Source organism: Brevundimonas sp. NPDC007368 (genome assembly GCF_042869015.1).
GTDB lineage: Bacteria > Pseudomonadota > Alphaproteobacteria > Caulobacterales > Caulobacteraceae > Brevundimonas.
Genome location: NZ_JBIAFA010000003.1, coordinates 50618 through 66553 on the forward strand (window position 1 = coordinate 50618; position 15936 = coordinate 66553).

18 protein-coding genes are annotated in these 15936 nt (G+C 68.9%); 5 read left to right on the plus strand and 13 right to left on the minus strand.

Annotation, left to right across the window (positions count from 1 at the left end; genetic code table 11):
* Nucleotides 1–40: 40 nt before the first annotated feature.
* From yajC to ACFYLW_RS06815, 7 genes are all read right to left on the minus strand, one after another.
* Entirely contained in the window at nucleotides 41–355 is a 315-nt protein-coding gene (gene yajC / locus ACFYLW_RS06785) for a preprotein translocase subunit YajC (protein ID WP_292082982.1), read from the minus strand.
* Between the two features lie 148 nt (nucleotides 356–503).
* A complete protein-coding gene (locus ACFYLW_RS06790; protein WP_313471998.1) occupies nucleotides 504–1595 on the minus strand; it encodes a peptidoglycan DD-metalloendopeptidase family protein in 1092 nt (363 codons plus the stop codon).
* A 126-nt stretch (nucleotides 1596–1721) separates the two neighbouring features.
* A complete protein-coding gene (locus tag ACFYLW_RS06795; RefSeq protein ID WP_312062550.1) occupies nucleotides 1722–2366 on the minus strand; it encodes a protein-L-isoaspartate(D-aspartate) O-methyltransferase in 645 nt (214 codons plus the stop codon).
* The gene (gene surE, locus ACFYLW_RS06800) at nucleotides 2363–3154 is read right to left on the minus strand and encodes a 5'/3'-nucleotidase SurE (protein ID WP_312062552.1); all 792 of its coding nucleotides are present in this window, start codon (nucleotides 3152–3154) and stop codon (nucleotides 2363–2365) included. Before surE ends, ACFYLW_RS06795 begins: the two co-directional genes overlap by 4 nt.
* Complete coding sequence (serS, locus tag ACFYLW_RS06805; RefSeq protein ID WP_312062554.1) at nucleotides 3154–4449, minus strand: serine--tRNA ligase; 1296 nt, start codon at nucleotides 4447–4449, stop codon at nucleotides 3154–3156. Before serS ends, surE begins: the two co-directional genes overlap by 1 nt.
* A gap of 230 nt (nucleotides 4450–4679) precedes the next feature.
* A complete protein-coding gene (locus ACFYLW_RS06810; RefSeq protein WP_312062556.1) occupies nucleotides 4680–5969 on the minus strand; it encodes a YceI family protein in 1290 nt (429 codons plus the stop codon).
* A 160-nt stretch (nucleotides 5970–6129) separates the two neighbouring features.
* Complete coding sequence (locus ACFYLW_RS06815; RefSeq protein WP_313471997.1) at nucleotides 6130–6834, minus strand: YceI family protein; 705 nt, start codon at nucleotides 6832–6834, stop codon at nucleotides 6130–6132.
* A gap of 181 nt (nucleotides 6835–7015) precedes the next feature.
* On the opposite strand from ACFYLW_RS06815, the gene mutL reads away from it, so the two are divergent.
* From mutL to ACFYLW_RS06830, 3 genes are all read left to right on the plus strand, one after another.
* Complete coding sequence (mutL, locus tag ACFYLW_RS06820) at nucleotides 7016–8929, plus strand: DNA mismatch repair endonuclease MutL (RefSeq protein ID WP_312062560.1); 1914 nt, start codon at nucleotides 7016–7018, stop codon at nucleotides 8927–8929.
* Between the two features lie 153 nt (nucleotides 8930–9082).
* Nucleotides 9083–9550 (plus strand): low molecular weight protein-tyrosine-phosphatase, encoded by a 468-nt coding sequence (locus ACFYLW_RS06825; RefSeq protein ID WP_312062561.1) that lies wholly within the window; start codon nucleotides 9083–9085, stop codon nucleotides 9548–9550.
* Nucleotides 9551–9727: 177 nt separating this feature from the next.
* Complete coding sequence (locus ACFYLW_RS06830; protein ID WP_312062563.1) at nucleotides 9728–10003, plus strand: YjhX family toxin; 276 nt, start codon at nucleotides 9728–9730, stop codon at nucleotides 10001–10003.
* On the opposite strand, the gene rsmD is transcribed toward ACFYLW_RS06830, so the two are convergent.
* From rsmD to ACFYLW_RS06845, 3 genes are read right to left on the minus strand one after another with little or no spacing between them, the layout of a single operon-like run.
* Complete coding sequence (gene rsmD, locus ACFYLW_RS06835) at nucleotides 9986–10561, minus strand: 16S rRNA (guanine(966)-N(2))-methyltransferase RsmD (RefSeq protein WP_312062565.1); 576 nt, start codon at nucleotides 10559–10561, stop codon at nucleotides 9986–9988. The two genes, ACFYLW_RS06830 and rsmD, sit on opposite strands and share 18 nt — an antisense overlap.
* A 2-nt stretch (nucleotides 10562–10563) precedes the next feature.
* Nucleotides 10564–10992 (minus strand): GFA family protein, encoded by a 429-nt coding sequence (locus ACFYLW_RS06840; RefSeq protein ID WP_312062566.1) that lies wholly within the window; start codon nucleotides 10990–10992, stop codon nucleotides 10564–10566.
* A gap of 21 nt (nucleotides 10993–11013) precedes the next feature.
* Entirely contained in the window at nucleotides 11014–12729 is a 1716-nt protein-coding gene (locus ACFYLW_RS06845) for a pseudouridine synthase (RefSeq protein ID WP_312062568.1), read from the minus strand.
* On the opposite strand from ACFYLW_RS06845, the gene tadA reads away from it, so the two are divergent.
* Together tadA and ACFYLW_RS06855 are read left to right on the plus strand one after the other, a co-directional pair.
* Complete coding sequence (tadA, locus tag ACFYLW_RS06850; protein ID WP_312062570.1) at nucleotides 12718–13200, plus strand: tRNA adenosine(34) deaminase TadA; 483 nt, start codon at nucleotides 12718–12720, stop codon at nucleotides 13198–13200. The two genes, ACFYLW_RS06845 and tadA, sit on opposite strands and share 12 nt — an antisense overlap.
* 30 nt (nucleotides 13201–13230) lie before the next feature.
* Nucleotides 13231–13647 (plus strand): MliC family protein, encoded by a 417-nt coding sequence (locus tag ACFYLW_RS06855; RefSeq protein ID WP_312062572.1) that lies wholly within the window; start codon nucleotides 13231–13233, stop codon nucleotides 13645–13647.
* Here the strand turns inward: ACFYLW_RS06855 and ACFYLW_RS06860 are convergent.
* Genes ACFYLW_RS06860 through ACFYLW_RS06870 form a run of 3 tightly spaced genes read right to left on the minus strand, consistent with a single transcriptional unit; the run spans nucleotide 13644 to nucleotide 15915 of the window.
* On the minus strand, nucleotides 13644–14231 hold the full coding sequence (locus tag ACFYLW_RS06860) for a GNAT family protein (RefSeq protein ID WP_312062574.1): 588 nt from the start codon (nucleotides 14229–14231) through the stop codon (nucleotides 13644–13646). The genes ACFYLW_RS06855 and ACFYLW_RS06860 overlap by 4 nt on opposite strands.
* The gene (gene aroB, locus ACFYLW_RS06865) at nucleotides 14228–15337 is read right to left on the minus strand and encodes a 3-dehydroquinate synthase (RefSeq protein ID WP_312062576.1); all 1110 of its coding nucleotides are present in this window, start codon (nucleotides 15335–15337) and stop codon (nucleotides 14228–14230) included. The genes ACFYLW_RS06860 and aroB overlap by 4 nt, the downstream gene beginning before the upstream one ends.
* Nucleotides 15334–15915 (minus strand): shikimate kinase, encoded by a 582-nt coding sequence (locus ACFYLW_RS06870; RefSeq protein ID WP_312062578.1) that lies wholly within the window; start codon nucleotides 15913–15915, stop codon nucleotides 15334–15336. Before ACFYLW_RS06870 ends, aroB begins: the two co-directional genes overlap by 4 nt.
* Nucleotides 15916–15936 lie beyond the last annotated feature (21 nt).

Sequence of the window (15936 nt, forward strand, 5' to 3'; positions counted from 1 at the left end):
AGGGCTCTATTTCGGGCGGGCGTCAGCGGCGAGAAGCCGCTCAGCCCTTGTCGTTGGCGGCGATGGCGGTGCGGTTGCGCACTTCGGCGATCATCGCCTTGACCACGCGGACGTTCACGCCCTGCGAGATCTCGACCATGGCCTCGGCGTCTTCGACGCGGGTCACCTTGCCGACCATGCCGTTCGACAGGACGACCTCGTCGCCGCGCTTGACGCCGGCGATCAGGGCCTGGTGAGCCTTCATCCGCTTTTGCTGCGGGCGGATCATCAGGAAGTAGAACAGGATGAAGATTGCGACGATCGGTGCGATCTGCACCACGATGGCCATCAGGCCGCCTTCGGAACCAGTAGGCATGGAAACTCCCCGAACCGGGCCGACCTTGAACGGGGGCCCCATAAGAAATTGAGGCGCGGAACCTAGGGTGAGCCGTGCCGATTTGCAACGCGGCCTAATGCCGAGGCGTCACAGGCGATGCCGCCCGGACACGCCGGGCGGATCATGTTCAGCGCGGCAGAACGCTCAAGGGATCGACAGCGACCGGATCATCGCCGCGCATCTGGCGCGTTTCGAGGTGGATCGAGGGCCGTCCGTCGCCCGCCGTCAGGCCCACCGTGCCGATAGCCTGGCCCGCGCGAACCTCGGCGCCGTCACGTACCGTCGCCGAGCCCAGATGGCCGTAGACCGTGCGCCACCCGTCGCGGTGGATGATCAAAATCGTCAGCCCCTGCCCCGGCAGATCATCGCCCACATAGGCGACACGTCCCGCCGCGACGGCCTTGACCTCGGTCCCGGCCGAGGCGCCGATGTTGATGCCGTTGTTCCGCTCGCCCATGCCGACCGGGCCGAAGCGACGCAGGATGTCGCCGCGCACCGGCCACTGCATCACCAGGGCCTGCCCCACGGCCGCGCCCTTCACCGGCGATGCCGGCGTCGAGGACGTAACCGCCGGCGCCCGCGACGGCGGCAGGGCCGCGTTGCCGCTGGGCGGCGGCGGGGGCGGCGGCGCCACACCGTTGTTGGGGGTTCGCACGCCCACGGGCGATGCGCCGGTCGCATAGGGGTCGGAGCCGGTGTCCACAGCGCTGTCCGGCAGGACGATACGCTGGCCCGAAGTGATGGCGCCGCGCGGCCCCAGGCCATTCAGGTCGATCAGGGTCTGGACGGGGGTCTGGAAGCGACGCCCTACGCCCGAAATGGTGTCGCCCGGCTGAATGACATAGGTCGCCCCCGGCATGCTGGTCGCGCCTGCAGCCGGCGGCGTCACAGTGATGGGGGCCCCGGTCGAGGGATAGGCCGGACCGCCGGCGGGCGGCAGACCGCCGCCCTCGATGCTGCCCGACGGCGCGCGCGGCCCCTGCTCCTCATAGGGACGCGCGGGCGGCGGGGTCTGCGGCTGCGACGGCTGGGCGTAGTAGGGATTGTTGTTCGGATAGGCGCCCGGCTGCTGCGGCTGAACGGGATAGCCGCCCTGCCCGCCGACCGGCATGGGACGCGTCGAATAGCGCGGCTCGTTCGGATAGGTCGAACACGCCGTGACCGTCAGCGCCCCGCCGACGACGACCGCCGCCCTGATCCAGCCCGTGAAGCCGCCCATGCGCCCCTCCTTCTTAACCTTGAATTGCCTTCGCCCCCGGTGTGCCCCGGATGCGCGGCCAAGCCAACCCGCCAAACAGCGCCAAAGTGGGGCGGAAAGGTTAACCGCGCGCCGAAACGCGCGCCCTTACCCCTCCTTGGCCGTGCCTTCGACCAAGGGCACGAAGCGCACTTCGCACAGGCTTTCGCGGCGGAAGCTGCCGTCGTCCTGGCCCGTATATCGGTTCAGCATCTGCACCGAGCTGCGGCCCACCGGCGCCACCAGAACGCCACCGGGCTTCAGTTGCTTCAGCAACTCCGTCGGTTCATGCGGCGAGGCCGCAGTCACCATGATCCGGTCGAAGGGCGCCTGTTCCGGCCACCCCTGCCCGCCGTCGCCGTGACGGGTGAAGACGTTGTCGACGCCCAGAAGCTTCAGCTTATGCTCGGCCTCGGTCAGCAGGCTCTTGTAGCGTTCCACCGAATAGACGAAGCGCGCCAGGCGGCTGAGCACCGCGCACTGATAGCCGCTGCCGGTGCCGATCTCGAGCACGCGGTGGCGCGGCTGGACGTCCAGCGCCTGGGTCATCAGGCCGACGATATAGGGCTGGCTGATCGTCTGGGCGCAGTCGATCGGCAGGGCCTGGTCCTCCCAGGCCTGATCGAGGAACTTCTCGTGGACGAACAGCGAGCGGTCGATGGATTCCATCGCCTTCAGCACCCGCGCGTCGGTCACCCCCTGCCGCCGCAGCGACAAGATCAACCGGCCCGCGCGGTCGTCCGACAGGCTCATTTTTCCAGCGGTCCCTTGGGGGGCGCGCCGCCCAGCACCTTCTTTAGGTCGTTGACGCTTCGCATGTGCGTCAGATCGATATGCAGCGGCGTAACCGAGATGCGGCCCTCGTCCATGGCCCTCAGGTCGGTGCCCTCGGCGTGTTCCTGCGGCGCGCCGCGGAAGGCCATCCAGTAGTAGTCGCGGCCGCGCAGGTCGGTGCGGCGAATGGCGTGCATCTCGCCGATGTCGCGGAAGCCCTGCTTGGTCACCTCGACCGCCTTGACCAGTTCCGGGGGCAGCTTGGGGAAGTTGACGTTCATGACCACGCCGTCCTCCCACTTCTGCTCCAGCAGCCTGGCGATGATGCCGGGCGCAAAGGCCTCGGCCGTCTCCCAGTGGGCGACCACGTCATCGTGGAAGCGTTCCAGCGACTGCGACAGGGCGATGGAGCGGATGCCGAAGGCCATGCCCTGAAGCGCGCCGGCCACCGTGCCGGAATAGCTGACGTCCTCGCCGACGTTGTGGCCGCGATTGACGCCCGACAGCACCAGATCGGGCCGCTCGGGCATCAGGTCGTTGACCGCCAGGATGACGCAGTCGGTCGGCGTGCCGGTCACGGCGAAGCGCTTGTCGCCTAACTGGTTGACGCGCAGCGGCTCGGTCAGGGTGATCCCCCGCCCCTTGGCCGACTGCTCGGTCTGGGGCGCGACGATCCAGACGTCGTCCGACAAGGTGCGAGCAATCTTTTCAAGGCATTCAAGGCCTTCCGCCTCGATGCCGTCGTCATTGGTAAGAAGGATACGCATTACTTGGAAACCGAACCCACCGTGGTCAGGCCGCCCATATAGGGCAGCAGCGCGTTCGGCACGGCGATCGAGCCGTCCTCCTGCTGATAGTTCTCCATCACCGCGACCAGGGTGCGGCCGACCGCCAGGCCCGAGCCGTTCAGGGTGTGCAGGAACTCGGTCTTCTTCTCGCCCGCGCGCTTGAACCGGGCGTCCATGCGCCGGGCCTGGAAGTCGCCGCAGTTCGAGCAGGAGCTGATCTCGCGATAGGTGTTCTGCGACGGCAGCCAGACCTCGAGGTCATAGGTCTTCTGCGCCGAGAAGCCCATGTCGCCCTTGCACAGCAGCACCTTGCGATAGGGCAGCTCCAGCGCCTGCAACACCGCCTCGGCGCAGCCGGTCATGCGCTCATGCTCGGCCTCCGAGTCCTCGGGACGGCAGATGGAGACCATCTCGATCTTGGAAAACTGGTGCTGGCGGATCAGGCCGCGCGTATCGCGCCCCGCCGACCCGGCCTCGGCCCGGAAGCAGGGCGTCAGGGCCGTCAGACGCATGGGCTCCGCCACCTCGTCTTCGCCCAGGATCTGCTCGCGCACAAGGTTGGTCAGGGAGACTTCGGCGGTGGGGATCAACAGATGCTCGCCCGAACGGAACAGGTCTTCCTCGAACTTCGGAAGCTGGCCCGTGCCAAACATGGCGTCGTCCTTGACCAAGTAGGGCGGCGCGACTTCCAGATAGCCGTGCGTGCCGGTCTGCAGGTCCAGCATGAACTGACCGATGGCGCGTTCCAGACGCGCCAGCTGGCCCTTCAGCACGGCGAAGCGCGAGCCGGACATCTTGGCGGCGGCTTCAAAGTCCAGCAGGCCCAAGGCCTCACCCAGGTCGGCGTGATCCTTGGCCGGACCGGTCGTGCGGGGTTCGCCCCATTTCAGGACCTCGACGTTGTCGTTCTCGTCAGCGCCGTCCGGCACGTCAGCGGCGGCCAGGTTCTTCAGACCCGCCAGAAGATCGCGCAGTTCGGCGCCCTTGGCGGCTTCAGCCTCGCCCGCTTCGGTGATCTCGGCCTTCAAGGTTTCGACCTCGGCCTTCAGCCGGTCGGCCTCGGCCATGTCCTTCTTGCCCATGGCGGCTCCGATGGCCTTGGAGGCGGCGTTGCGCCTGGCCAGGGCTTCCTGACCCGTGGTCTGGGCGGCGCGCAGGTCGACGTCCAGCGCCAGAATGCGGGCCACCACGTCTGCGGCGTCCTCCACCCCGCGCGACGACCAGCCGGCGACGAAGGCTTCGGGGTTGTCGCGGATGGCTCTGATGTCGTGCATGGCGTCAATCTTCGGACGTTCGAGAAGAAGCCGAAGGCTGTAACGCCCCGAGCGGAGTCGGGCAAACCCCTAAGCGCCTTCTCCTCCGCCTGATGCCGTCATCCCGGACGCCTCGCAGAGGTGATCCGGGACCCAGGGGGCGGATTTCAAACGCGACAGGCCCCGTATATCTTTGACGCCTGGGTCCCGGATAGCGGCTGCGCCGCTTCCGGGATGACGGCAGGTGGGCGTCAGCGCTTCGCGGTCACCTTGATCTCCACGCCAATCGCCTTGGACACCCAGTCCCCGCCCGCGTCGGACATCATGCCGAGGTCCAGCGCGGTGCGGTCCAGCTCCAGCTTGCCGGCCACCGTCGCCACGCCATTCGCCTCGTCGAAGGTGAAGGGCAGGACCACCGGCACGGTGACAGTCTTGATCCGCAGCGTCCCCGTCGCCTCGTAGCGGTCGCCGCCCAGGGCCTTGAACGTCGTCGCCTCGAACCGCGCGGTCGGATAGGCGCTCGGGTCGAACCATTCGGCGCCGCTCAGGCTGCCTTCCTGCGTCGCGTCGCCGGTCTTGGCCGTGCCGGTCTTGACCAGAACCACGGCCCTGGAGCCCGCCAGATCGGCCGGATCAAACCAGACCTGACCCTCCCACTGCTCGAACCGCCCCTTGAAGGCCTTGCCCGCGTGGGTTCCGGTGAATTCGATGCTCGAGGCCGCCGGGTCGATGGTCCAGGCCGTCGCCGTCCCCGGCGTGATCGCCGCCTCGGCCTGAGCAGGCGCCGCCGCAACGTGCGCCTTGCCCCCTGCCCCGTCGGCCAGCGGCGCGGGCTTGGCCGCGATGCCGCCCGCGACCGCCAGGGCGGCGATGAAACCCAGACCGGCCAGACGCTCGGTCCGGCGCAGCAGGGGCTTGGGCTCCGGCGCAATCCGCCCCTCACCATGCTTCAGCACCGGGATCATGTGGGCCAGAACCCCGTCGCGATTGATGAACTGGTGCTTCAGCGCCGCCCCGACGTGCAGGGCGATCAGCACGACCGCGCCCCAGGCCATCAGGCTGTGCGCCCCCATAGCTTGGTAGGCCACAGCCCGGCGCAGCCCCGCCGCCGCCTCGCCGATAAAGGGCAGGTGCGGCACGGTGAACAGGCCGAACCAGCTGGTCGCAACCGCCAGCGGCGTATCCGTCGCCACGGCCCAGCCCGCCGAGACATACACCCATCCGGTCAAAGGCAGGGCCAACATCAGGCCATAGAAGGCCGCATGGGTCGCCCGCGCCGCGAACGTCTCCCAGGTCTTCATCTCCGCCGGCATCCCCGGCGTCCGGTGCGTCAGTCGCCAGACCAGACGCAGGGCCGTCAGCGCCAGGATCAGAAAGCCCACCGACTTGTGGATCTGGAACACCCGATAGGCCAGCGCCTGCTGCCCCGGTTCGTTGATCGCCTCGCTCATCCACCAGCCCATCGGGATCATGGCGATGATGGCGACCGCGATGGCCCAGTGCAGGGCGATGGCGACGGGCGTGTAGCGGTTGGCGGGCATCACAAACTCACAAAATACATCCGTCATCCCGGACGCTCTGCAAGAGCGATCCGGGACCCAGACGGCAGAGCTCAAACGCCGTAGCCCTGAGCTCCTATCCGACGCCTGGGTCCCGGATCAGCCTGTCGGCTGTCCGGGATGACGGCAGAGGGGTCAGAAATCAGGCGGCCGGTGCGGCCGGAGCCACCTGCTGCAGGAACTCGGCGTCAAAGCGAATGGTGACCTCGTCGCCCACCGGGCCCAGCGCCATGCCGAAGTCGGTGCGCTTGAACTTGCCTTCAGCCGCGAAGCCGAGGGTCGGCACCTGCATGAAGGGGTGCTTCTCGATCTCGCCGTTGAAGGTGGCGTCCAGCGTCACCGGCTTGGTCACGCCCAGGAAGGTCAGGTCGCCCGTCACCTTGGCCGTGCGCGGACCGGTCAGCTCGACCTTGGTCGACTTGAAGGTGATCTGCGGGAAGGCGCCGGCGTTCAGGAAGTTCTTGTTCTTTGCAATGTCCTCGCTCCAGGTCTTGAAGCCCGAACCCGCGTGGGTGCCGGTGTAGTCGCCCGGGTAGTTGGCGTCGACCGAGGCCGGGTCGATGCTGACCTCGACCGAGCTGTTGGCCAGGTTGGCCGGGTCCAGGGTGATCCTGGCGTCGAACTTGTTGAAGCGGGCCGTGTAGTTGGAAATCGTGTTGTGACCGATCGACCACTGCAGCGAGGCGTGGGTCGGGTCCATGACATAGACGCCGGCCGGGGCCTTCAGCTCGACCGGGGCGGTCGAGGCGGCGTCAGCGGCGGGCGCACCCGACTTGTCGGCGGCGGGGCTGCAGGCGGCCAGCAGGGCGGCGGCCGAAACGGCCAGGATGGCGGCTTTGATCTTCATGGGGAGGACCTCGTTGATTGTTCAGGACTGGACACGAGGCCCAGAAACGGTTGCTCTGTCCGTCGGCGCGCCGCTCGGACTGCAACAGTATAAGTTGCGATTACAGCGCTTCAAGCCCCGTTCGTGCAAAAATGCGGATTGAGGTGCGCCCTGCGCGCCGCCCGCCTATCTTGCGACTCACATGCCCATTCGTCGTCTCCCCCCCGAAACCGTCAACCGCATCGCCGCCGGCGAGGTGGTGGAACGCCCCGCCAGCGCCATCAAGGAACTGGTCGAGAACGCGCTGGATGCGGGGGCCTCGCGCGTCGAAATCCAGGCGGACGGCGGCGGCCTGACCCGCATCCTGATCGCCGACGACGGCAAGGGCATTCCAAAAGACGAGCTGCCTCTGGCGGTCGAACGTCACGCCACCTCCAAGCTGGAGCCTGACGACGCGGGCGACGTGGACCTGCTGCGCATCCACACCCTCGGCTTTCGCGGCGAGGCCCTGCCCTCCATCGGCTCGGTCGCCCGCCTGACCATCACCACCCGCGCCCGCGACGAGGCCGACGCCTGGGCCGTCACCGTCGATGGCGGCGATCAGCGCCCGGTGGCCCCCGCCGGCTTCCCTGGCCCGCACGGCGCCCGGGTCGAGGTCCGCGACCTCTTCTACGCTACCCCTGCCCGGCTGAAGTTCATGAAGTCCGAGCGGTCCGAGGCCATGGCCATCTCGGAAGAGATCAAGCGTCAGGCCATGGCCCACGAAGCCGTCGCCTTCACCCTGTCGCTGGACGGCAAGGTGACGCTGCGCCTGCCCGCCGAGCATCCGGGCTTCGAAGGCCGCCTGAAACGCCTAGGCGCCCTCTTGGGCCGCGACTTCGAAGCCAACGCCCTGCTGATCGACCAGGAGCGCGACGGCGTGCGCCTGTCCGGCTATGCGGGCCTGCCCACCTATTCGCGCGGCAATGCGGCGCACCAGTTCCTGTTCGTCAACGGCCGCCCGGTGCGCGACCGCCTGCTGCAGGGCGCCCTGCGCGGCGCCTACGCCGACTTCCTGGCCCGCGACCGGCACCCGGCGGCGGCGCTCTTCCTCGACATCGATCCGCTCTACGTCGACGTGAACGTCCACCCCGCGAAAGCAGAAGTCCGCTTCCGCGATCCGGCCCTGGTGCGCGGCCTGATCGTCGGCGCCCTGCGTCACGCTCTGCACGCGGCGGGCCACCGCGCCTCGACCACGGTCGCCGCCGACGCCCTGTCCGGGTTCAGACCGCACACGGGCGAGGCGCTTTACAGCCCCTCTTCGCCCTCGGCCCAGTCGTTCGGTCAGGCTGCGCCGGGCTGGAGCGGCTGGCAGGGCTGGTCGCAACCGGCCGCCGCCGCCCAGAACCTGCCGGGCCTGAACGAACGTTCCGCCCGCGTCGAGCACACCTGGAGCGGCGAAGCCGCCGACCCCAGCTTCCGCACCCTGGGCCAGATCCAGGCCGAGCACGCGGGCCAGATCGCACCCGGCGCCCAGGCCCCCGCCGACCTGATCGACTATCCCCTCGGCGCCGCGCGCGCTCAACTGCACGGCACCTATATTGTCGCCCAGACCCGCGACGGCCTGGTCGTGGTCGATCAGCACGCCGCCCACGAACGCCTCGTCTATGAGCGGATGAAGAGCCAGATGGCGACCGGCGCCGTCACCCGTCAGGCCCTGCTGACGCCCGAGGTGGTCGAACTGGACCCCGCCGAGGCCGAGCGCGTCGCCGCCAAGGCCGAGGAACTGGCCGAGATGGGTCTGATCGTCGAAGCCTTCGGCGTCGGCGCGGTACTGGTGCGCGAAACCCCCGCCCTGCTCGGCGACACCGATGTTCAGGGCCTGATCCGCGACATCGCCGACGACCTGAGCGAACACGGCGCCGCCCTGTCGCTGAAGGAGCGTATGGCCGAGGTCTGCGGCACCATGGCCTGCCACGGCAGCGTCCGCGCCGGCCGCGTCCTTTCCGCCCCCGAAATGAACGCCCTGCTGCGCCAGATGGAGGCCACGCCCCACTCCGGCCAGTGCAACCACGGCCGCCCGACCTACGTCGAGCTGAAGCTCAACGACCTCGAGAAGCTGTTCGGGCGGCGGTGATCCGGCCCACACAAACCCGCTCATCCCGGCGAAGGCCGGGACCCAGATTGTAAGACTCAGGTCTGATAGATCTTGCCGCAGCAGGCCTTTCAACCAACCGCGACGTTTGCATCTGGATCTCGGCCTTCGCCGGGATGAGCGAAAAGAGGTTCCATGTCCCCCTCCGTCCTCTTCGTCTGCCTCGGCAACATTTGTCGCTCGCCGCTGGCCGAGGCCGCCTTCCGCGAAGAGGCCCGCCGCCTGAAGCTGGACGTCATTATCGATTCCGCCGGCACCGGCGGCTGGCACGTCGGCGAACCGCCCGATCCGCGCGCCCAGGCCGTGGCTCGCAAGAACGGCGCCGACATCGCCGCCCTGCGCGGGCGTCAGGTGAAACCCGCCGACTTCCGCCGCTTCACCCACATTGTCGCCCTGGACGAGGACAACCTCGCCAACCTGCGCCGCCTCGCCCCGCCCGACGCCACGGCGAACCTCAGCCTGCTGCTGGACCACGTCCAAGGCCGTGAAGGCCAACCCGTCGCCGATCCCTACTTCGGCGACGACGACGGCTTCGACCTCACTTGGGCCGACGTGACCGCTGGCGCGCGTGGTCTGGCCCAGAAGCTGCGCCGGGGCGATTGAAACCGGGCCAAGGCCTCGCTATCTCTTGCCCCTCATCCGTTGGGACTGTTTATGTCTGAGAATGTGTTCACGGCCTGAGGCCCGGACGCTGAAAACCCGTCCGAGGCCGTCCGTACCGCCCCGCGTCTGAATGATCGACGCCGGGCGCACGCTGACGCCTGTCCCGGACAATCTGAAATGAACATCTCCCGTGCGGAACAACGCACGCTCCACGCCCTGGCTCAGGGCGGTCGCATCCTGCTGGAACGCGACGATCAGGGCCGCATCATCGCCGCCCGCTGCTTCACCCGCGAAGGCTGGGTGCTGGACGGCTGCGATCTCGAGCAATGGCGCAGCCTGAAACGCAAGGGCGTCATCAAGTCGCGCAACGGCGGCCCCTATGTCGTCAATCGCGACGGGCTGAGCCGCCTGCGCAGCCAGTTGGACAACCGCGTCTCAGGGCGCGGTTTCTAGAACCCTGAGGAAGAGGACGCGTGCGGCGCCATAGTCGCGCGCGTCCAGACGCTCATAGCCCGGCGTGTCGATGTCGGGCTCGTCGGAGCCGCGCTCGAACACCACGATGGCGCCGGGCTTGAGCCACTGGCCCTCGCGCAGCCGCTGCAAGGTTTGTTCGCCCAGGCCTTTGGCGTAGGGCGGATCGAGGAAGGCCAGATCGAAGGCCTCGCCCACCGAGCCGGGACGTTCGCCCAGGTCGATGGCGCTGCGCCGATGCACGCGGGCCCGGCCGAACAGGCCATAGGCGTCCATGTTCTCGCGGATCACGCCACGCGCGCCGTCGTCGATCTCGACGAACAGGGCGAAGGCCGCGCCGCGCGACAGGGCCTCAAAACCCAGAGCCCCCGACCCGGCGTAGATGTCCATCACCCGCAGGTCGTGCAGATTCTCGCCCCAGGAAGCGTGTTCCAGCACATTGAAGATGGCCTGACGCGCCCGATCCGATGTCGGGCGCGTATTCTGGCCCTCGGGCGCGATGATGGCGCGCCCCTTCAGGCTGCCGGCGACGATCCGCATATTCAGCCTTCTCCCGGCGCGTACATGGCCTCGACCTCCGCGCCGGTCAGACGCGGGCGGTCGCCGGCGAAGTCGTAGTTGGCGGGCTTGGAGTCGATATAGATCTCGTCCTCGAAGGGGAAGACCGAGGGATCGTCGAAGGCCTGGACAGAGACCATGGTCATGCCGCCCGCCTTCAGGCGCCAGAACAGGCCCGAGCCGCAGGCCGGGCAGAACTGACGCTCCGCCCATTCCGACGAGTCATAGGTGGCGACGGGACCGGCGACCTCGACGCTGTCGCCGCAGTTGACGCTTAGCGACACCCCGCCCGAAATCCGGCGACAGTTCTCGCAATGGCAGGCGTGCATGCCGCCCTGCGGCGCGGCGGTGAAGGTCACCGCCCCGCACAGGCAACGGCCCGCCAGACGCGCGCCCCCCTTGGCCTCGACCATGGTCTGCCCTCCGTCCACCCCTTAGCCGCGGTCGCGCGGACCGCCGCGACCGCCCGAAGGCTTGCCGCCGAAGGGTTTGCCGCCGCCGGGGCGCGAGCCGCCACCCGGCTTGCCGCCGAAGCCGCCGGGCTTGCCGCCCGAACGCGGTTTGAAGTCCCGCTGGGGCCGATCGCTGAAGCCGCCTTCGCGCGGCTTGAAGTCGCGCTGCGGACGGTCGCCGCCCGAGCGCGGCGCACCGTCGCGGGGCTGGAAGTCCCGCTTCGGACGATCGCCGAAGCCGCCTTCACGCGACTTGAAGTCACGCTGCGGGCGGTCGCCGTCTGCACGCGTGGCGCCGTCGCGAGGCTTGAAATCACGCTTGGGACGGTCGCCAAAGCCACCTTCACGCGGCTTGAACCCGCCCTTGGCGCCGTCGCGCGGCGCGCGGCGGTCGTCGATGAACTGGTCGCTGCGAGGCTCGCGGCTGAACGGCCGGCGCGGACGATCCGACCACTCGCCGCCCTGGGCGGCTTCAGGCCGGGCGCGCGGCTTGAAGGTCTTGGTGTGCTCGAACTTCGGCGTCGCCTTGGCCCAGCCCTCCTTCTTGGCGGGCCGTTCGCGGCGGTCGACCGCGTTGGCCTGCGCCTCCGTGGCGGCGCGGACGCGGCTGGGCTTGCGCGAAGGATCCGACATGGCCGACCCCGACTTGCCCGTCACGATCGGCGACGAGGTGCGGCGACCGGGGATCGGCGCGGGGGTCGAGACCGTGTTGCCCGTCGGCAGGTTCTCGGGTCGGATGTGGTCGGCCAGCATCTCGCGGATCACGCGCGGACCGACTTCCTCGACCGCGCCCACCGGCAGGGTGCCGAGCTGGAACGGGCCATAGGCCAGACGGATCAGACGGTTCACGGTCAGGCCAACCGACTCCAGAACCTTGCGGACCTCGCGGTTCTTGCCTTCGGTGATCGAGACGCTGATCCACAGGTTGGCCGACGACTTCTCGCCCTCGCCCTTCTCCTTGGCCTTGTCGATGGTCGCTTCCATCGGGCCGTAGTGGACGCCGTCTATGGTGCAGCCAGTCTTCAGCTTGTCCAATTGCTCCTGGGTGATGCGGCCACGGGCGCGCGCCCGATAATGACGCACCAGGGCCGTATCCGGCATTTCCAGCGCCCGGCTAAGCTCGCCGTCGTTGGTCAGAAGCAGCAGGCCCTCGGTGTTCAGGTCGAGACGTCCGACCGAGATCACGCGCGGCAGGCCGCTGGGCAGGGCGTCGAACACGGTCGGGCGGCCCGCCGGGTCGTTGTGGCTGGTGATCAGGCCGGCCGGCTTGTGATAGCGCCAGACGCGCGTCGCCTGGGCCGAGCCCATCGGCTTGCCGTTGACGGTGATCACGTCGTCGCGTGTCACCAGGGTCGCCGGCGTGTCCAGAATACGGCCGTTGACCGCGACCTTGCCCAGGCCGATCAGGCGCTCGACCTCCCGGCGCGAGGCGATGCCGGCGCGGGCCATGGCCTTGGCGATTCGCTCGCTGCGCAGCGGAGCAGCCGGTTCTTTCGCGGTTTTCGGGCCGCCCTTGCCGGCGCCCTTGGCGAAGGGCTTGTCGCCGCGATCGTCCTTGCGGTCGCCGCGCGGCGGGCCTTTGCGGTCTCCGAAGCCGCCCTTGTCCGGGCGCGCGTCGGCGAATTTACGGGGGCCGCGCGGGCCGTCATCTTGACGGGAGCGGGGCTTCTTGTCGTTGTCTTTGGGATGGCGATCCATGATGAGCGGTTCATGAGCATGGCGCTCGACTTGGCGCAAGCGGCGGCGCAAGCGGGCGAAGTGCCCGTGGGCGCGATAATTGTCGACGAAATCACCGGCGAAGTGCTTGGCCGTGGGCAAAACGGCCCCATAACCGCCCATGATCCGACAGCTCATGCCGAAATCGTCGCCCTGCGAGATGCGGCGGCGAAGTTGCAGAATTATCGCCTTACGGACCTCACCCTCTATGTCACCCTGGAACCCTGCGCCATGTGCGCGGGCGCGATCAGCCACGCCCGCATCGGTCGCGTGGTCTGGGGGGCGGACGATCCCAAGGGCGGCGCGGTGATCCACGGCGGGCGCTTCTTCGACCAGCCGACCTGTCACTGGCGACCGACGACCGAGGGCGGGGTTCTGGCCGAGCCCGCTGCGAACGCCCTGCGCTCCTTCTTCCGGGCGCGACGCGGAACACGCGCCGCAGCGGGGCGTTGACGCGATAAGCTTGACCTTGGAGGCCCCCGCTTGTCGCACCTGCTCCTTCGCGCCGCTCCGGCCTTCATCCTGACCGCCCTGGTCGCCGCCTGCGGGCCCGAGCCTCGCGAAGCCCCCACCGACGGCGACGCCGTGCGCGAACGCGCAGTCGAAGCCCAGACCGCCCGCAAACGCACCGGGGCTGAGCTTCAGGACCGCGCCCTGAACCGCGTCATCCGCACCGTCTATCTGTGCAACAACAGCGAGCGCCTGTCGGTGGATTTCGACAACCCGCGCCGGATGGCGACGGTGCGCAACTCGTCCGGCGAGGCCGTCGACCTGTTCCAGGAACGCGCCGCCGACGGCATCTGGTATCGCGCCAGCGGTTACGAGCTGCGCGGCAAAGGCGTTCAGGCGACCTGGACCGCCGATGGGCGCGAACCGACCGAATGTCGGGCCGTGGACTAGGCGAAGGTCGCCAGCCGCTCGTCCAGCCGACGCCGCACCTCGGGCCAGTCTTCGTCCAGCACCGCGAACTGCGCCGTGTCGCGCACGCGTCCGGTCCAGGTGATCTTATGCTTCTTCAGCACGCCCTCCTCGCGCGCGCCCAGCTTGCGGATGGCGGCCGCGCTGGCCGTGTTCAGGGCGTCTGTGATGATCTCGACCCGCACCGCCCCCGCGTCGAAGGCATGGCACAGCAACAGCCGCTTGCACGCCGGATTGACCGGCCCGCCCCGCGCCTCAGGCCGATAGAAGGTGGAGCCGACCTCGCAGCGCCGATGCTCGGGCTTGATCTCATAGAGGCTGGTCGTGCCGACCACCGCCCCGTCGCTGATCCGCCGCACGGCGAAGGCGATGCGCGAGCCGATGGCCACGGCCTTCAGCGCCGCCGCCCACCAGCCGTCGAAATGCTCGCCGTAAGCCGCGCCGACCATGCCGCTCCAAGCCTCGGGATCGCAATCCAGGGCCGCCCTCACCTCGCCCTCCAGCGCCGCCGTGAACGGCTCCAGCCGGACGAAACGGTCCTCCAGAACGACGGGGCTCAGCTTCACGCGGCCGCGCCTTCCTCGATCAGGAAGGCCCGCACCGCCTTGGCGTCCACGCCCTTGTCGGTGAAGGCGTCGCCGATGGCTCGCGCCAGGATCAGGGTCAGCCGCCCGCCCTCGGCCTTCTTGTCCCCCGCCATCCGCCCGATCAGGGCGTCGGCGTTGAAGACCTGTTCGACGTCGGCCAGCCGCGTCGGCAGACCCGCCGCCCTGATCCCCGCCTCGGCCTTGTCGGCGTCCGCGACTGAACATAGCCCCTGACGGGCCGAGAACCGGAAGGCCATGGCACAGCCCAGGGCCACCGCCTCGCCATGGGTCAGGGCGTCGCCAAAGCCCAGTTCGGCCTCCAGCGCGTGTCCGAAGGTGTGACCCAGATTCAGCAGGGCGCGCCTCCCCGTCTCCTTCTCGTCCTCGCCGACGATCTGGGCCTTGATCTCGACCGATCGGATGACTGCTCGCTCCAAGGCGTCGGGATCGCCCTCGGCGCCCGCCTTCCCTTCTCCGCCCAGCCAGTCAAAGAAGGCGGCGTCGCAGATCAGCCCGTGCTTCAACACCTCGGCCCAGCCCGAACGCACCTGTCTCACCGGCAGGGTGGCCAGGGCCTCGATGTCGGCCAGCACCAGTCGCGGCTGATGGAAGGCGCCGATCAGGTTCTTGCCGCGCGGCGTGTCGATGGCCGTCTTGCCCCCGACCGAGGAATCCACCTGGGCCAGCAAGGTCGTCGGAACCTGCACGAAGTCGATGCCGCGCATGAACAGGGCCGCCGTCAGCCCGGCCAGATCGCCCACGACGCCGCCGCCCAAAGCCACGACCAGACTCTTGCGATCCAGCCCCTCGGCCAGCAGCCGGTCCAGCACCGCCTGAAGCTGTTCGAACGACTTGGACGCCTCGCCCGCCGGAACCGTCACAACGCCTGTCGCCAGCCCCGCAGCCTCCAGCGAGGCGCGCACCGTCTCGCCGTGAATGGCCGCGACGGTCTCGTCGCTGACGATGAAGGCCCGCGTGGGCTTCAGGGCTCCAACCCGCGCGCCCGCCTCTTTCAGCAGCCCCCGCCCGACCACGACCTCATAGGCGGCGAAGCCCTCGCCCCCGACCGGGATCGTCGTCGTCATTTCTGCCTCTCCTCGCGGGCGTGGCGCCGCAGTTCTCGAATGATCGCCTCGACCGCCTGGCCGTGCGAGCCGCCGCCGACGTCCACCGTCAGATCGGCCTCCGCATAGATGGGATAGCGGGCCTCGGCCAACTGGCTCAGGGCCTCCAGCGGATCGCGTCCACGCAGCAGGGGCCGAGTGTCGCGGCGCTGCACCCGTTCGGCGATCACCTTCAGGTCGGCGCGCATCCAGACGCTGACCGAGTGCTTCTTCATCAGGGCCCGCGTCTCGGGGTTCATCATGGCCCCGCCGCCGGTCGCCAGGACGATCGGCGGGCCTTCCAGCAGACGGCGCATGATTCGCGCCTCTCCAGACCGGAACTCGGCCTCGCCCCGGCTGGCGAAGATTTCGCTGACGCTCATGCCGGCGGCGGTCTCGATCTCATGATCGCCGTCGTGGAAGGGCAGGCCCAGCCGCTGCGCCAGTCGGCGACCCACCGTCGATTTGCCCACGCCCATCAGCCCCACCAGGGTTATGGTGCGGTCGGGCGTCAAGGACGGCGACAGAGGCGAGGAATCGGGCGAGGCGTCGGCAGGCATGGTTCTGCTATTCTCTACACG

Coding starts and splice junctions, on each gene's coding strand:
- ACFYLW_RS06790 (WP_313471998.1), bottom strand. CDS start 1,595: ATGGGCGGCTTCACGGGCTGGATCAGGGCGGCGGTCGTCGTCGGCGGG.
- ACFYLW_RS06825 (WP_312062561.1), top strand. CDS start 9,083: ATGTCCCCCTCCGTCCTCTTCGTCTGCCTCGGCAACATTTGTCGCTCG.
- surE (WP_312062552.1), bottom strand. CDS start 3,154: ATGCGTATCCTTCTTACCAATGACGACGGCATCGAGGCGGAAGGCCTT.
- mutL (WP_312062560.1), top strand. CDS start 7,016: ATGCCCATTCGTCGTCTCCCCCCCGAAACCGTCAACCGCATCGCCGCC.
- ACFYLW_RS06870 (WP_312062578.1), bottom strand. CDS start 15,915: ATGCCTGCCGACGCCTCGCCCGATTCCTCGCCTCTGTCGCCGTCCTTG.
- serS (WP_312062554.1), bottom strand. CDS start 4,449: ATGCACGACATCAGAGCCATCCGCGACAACCCCGAAGCCTTCGTCGCC.
- ACFYLW_RS06830 (WP_312062563.1), top strand. CDS start 9,728: ATGAACATCTCCCGTGCGGAACAACGCACGCTCCACGCCCTGGCTCAG.
- ACFYLW_RS06845 (WP_312062568.1), bottom strand. CDS start 12,729: ATGGATCGCCATCCCAAAGACAACGACAAGAAGCCCCGCTCCCGTCAA.
- tadA (WP_312062570.1), top strand. CDS start 12,718: ATGGCGATCCATGATGAGCGGTTCATGAGCATGGCGCTCGACTTGGCG.
- ACFYLW_RS06815 (WP_313471997.1), bottom strand. CDS start 6,834: ATGAAGATCAAAGCCGCCATCCTGGCCGTTTCGGCCGCCGCCCTGCTG.
- aroB (WP_312062576.1), bottom strand. CDS start 15,337: ATGACGACGACGATCCCGGTCGGGGGCGAGGGCTTCGCCGCCTATGAG.
- rsmD (WP_312062565.1), bottom strand. CDS start 10,561: ATGCGGATCGTCGCCGGCAGCCTGAAGGGGCGCGCCATCATCGCGCCC.
- ACFYLW_RS06840 (WP_312062566.1), bottom strand. CDS start 10,992: ATGGTCGAGGCCAAGGGGGGCGCGCGTCTGGCGGGCCGTTGCCTGTGC.
- ACFYLW_RS06795 (WP_312062550.1), bottom strand. CDS start 2,366: ATGAGCCTGTCGGACGACCGCGCGGGCCGGTTGATCTTGTCGCTGCGG.
- yajC (WP_292082982.1), bottom strand. CDS start 355: ATGCCTACTGGTTCCGAAGGCGGCCTGATGGCCATCGTGGTGCAGATC.
- ACFYLW_RS06810 (WP_312062556.1), bottom strand. CDS start 5,969: ATGCCCGCCAACCGCTACACGCCCGTCGCCATCGCCCTGCACTGGGCC.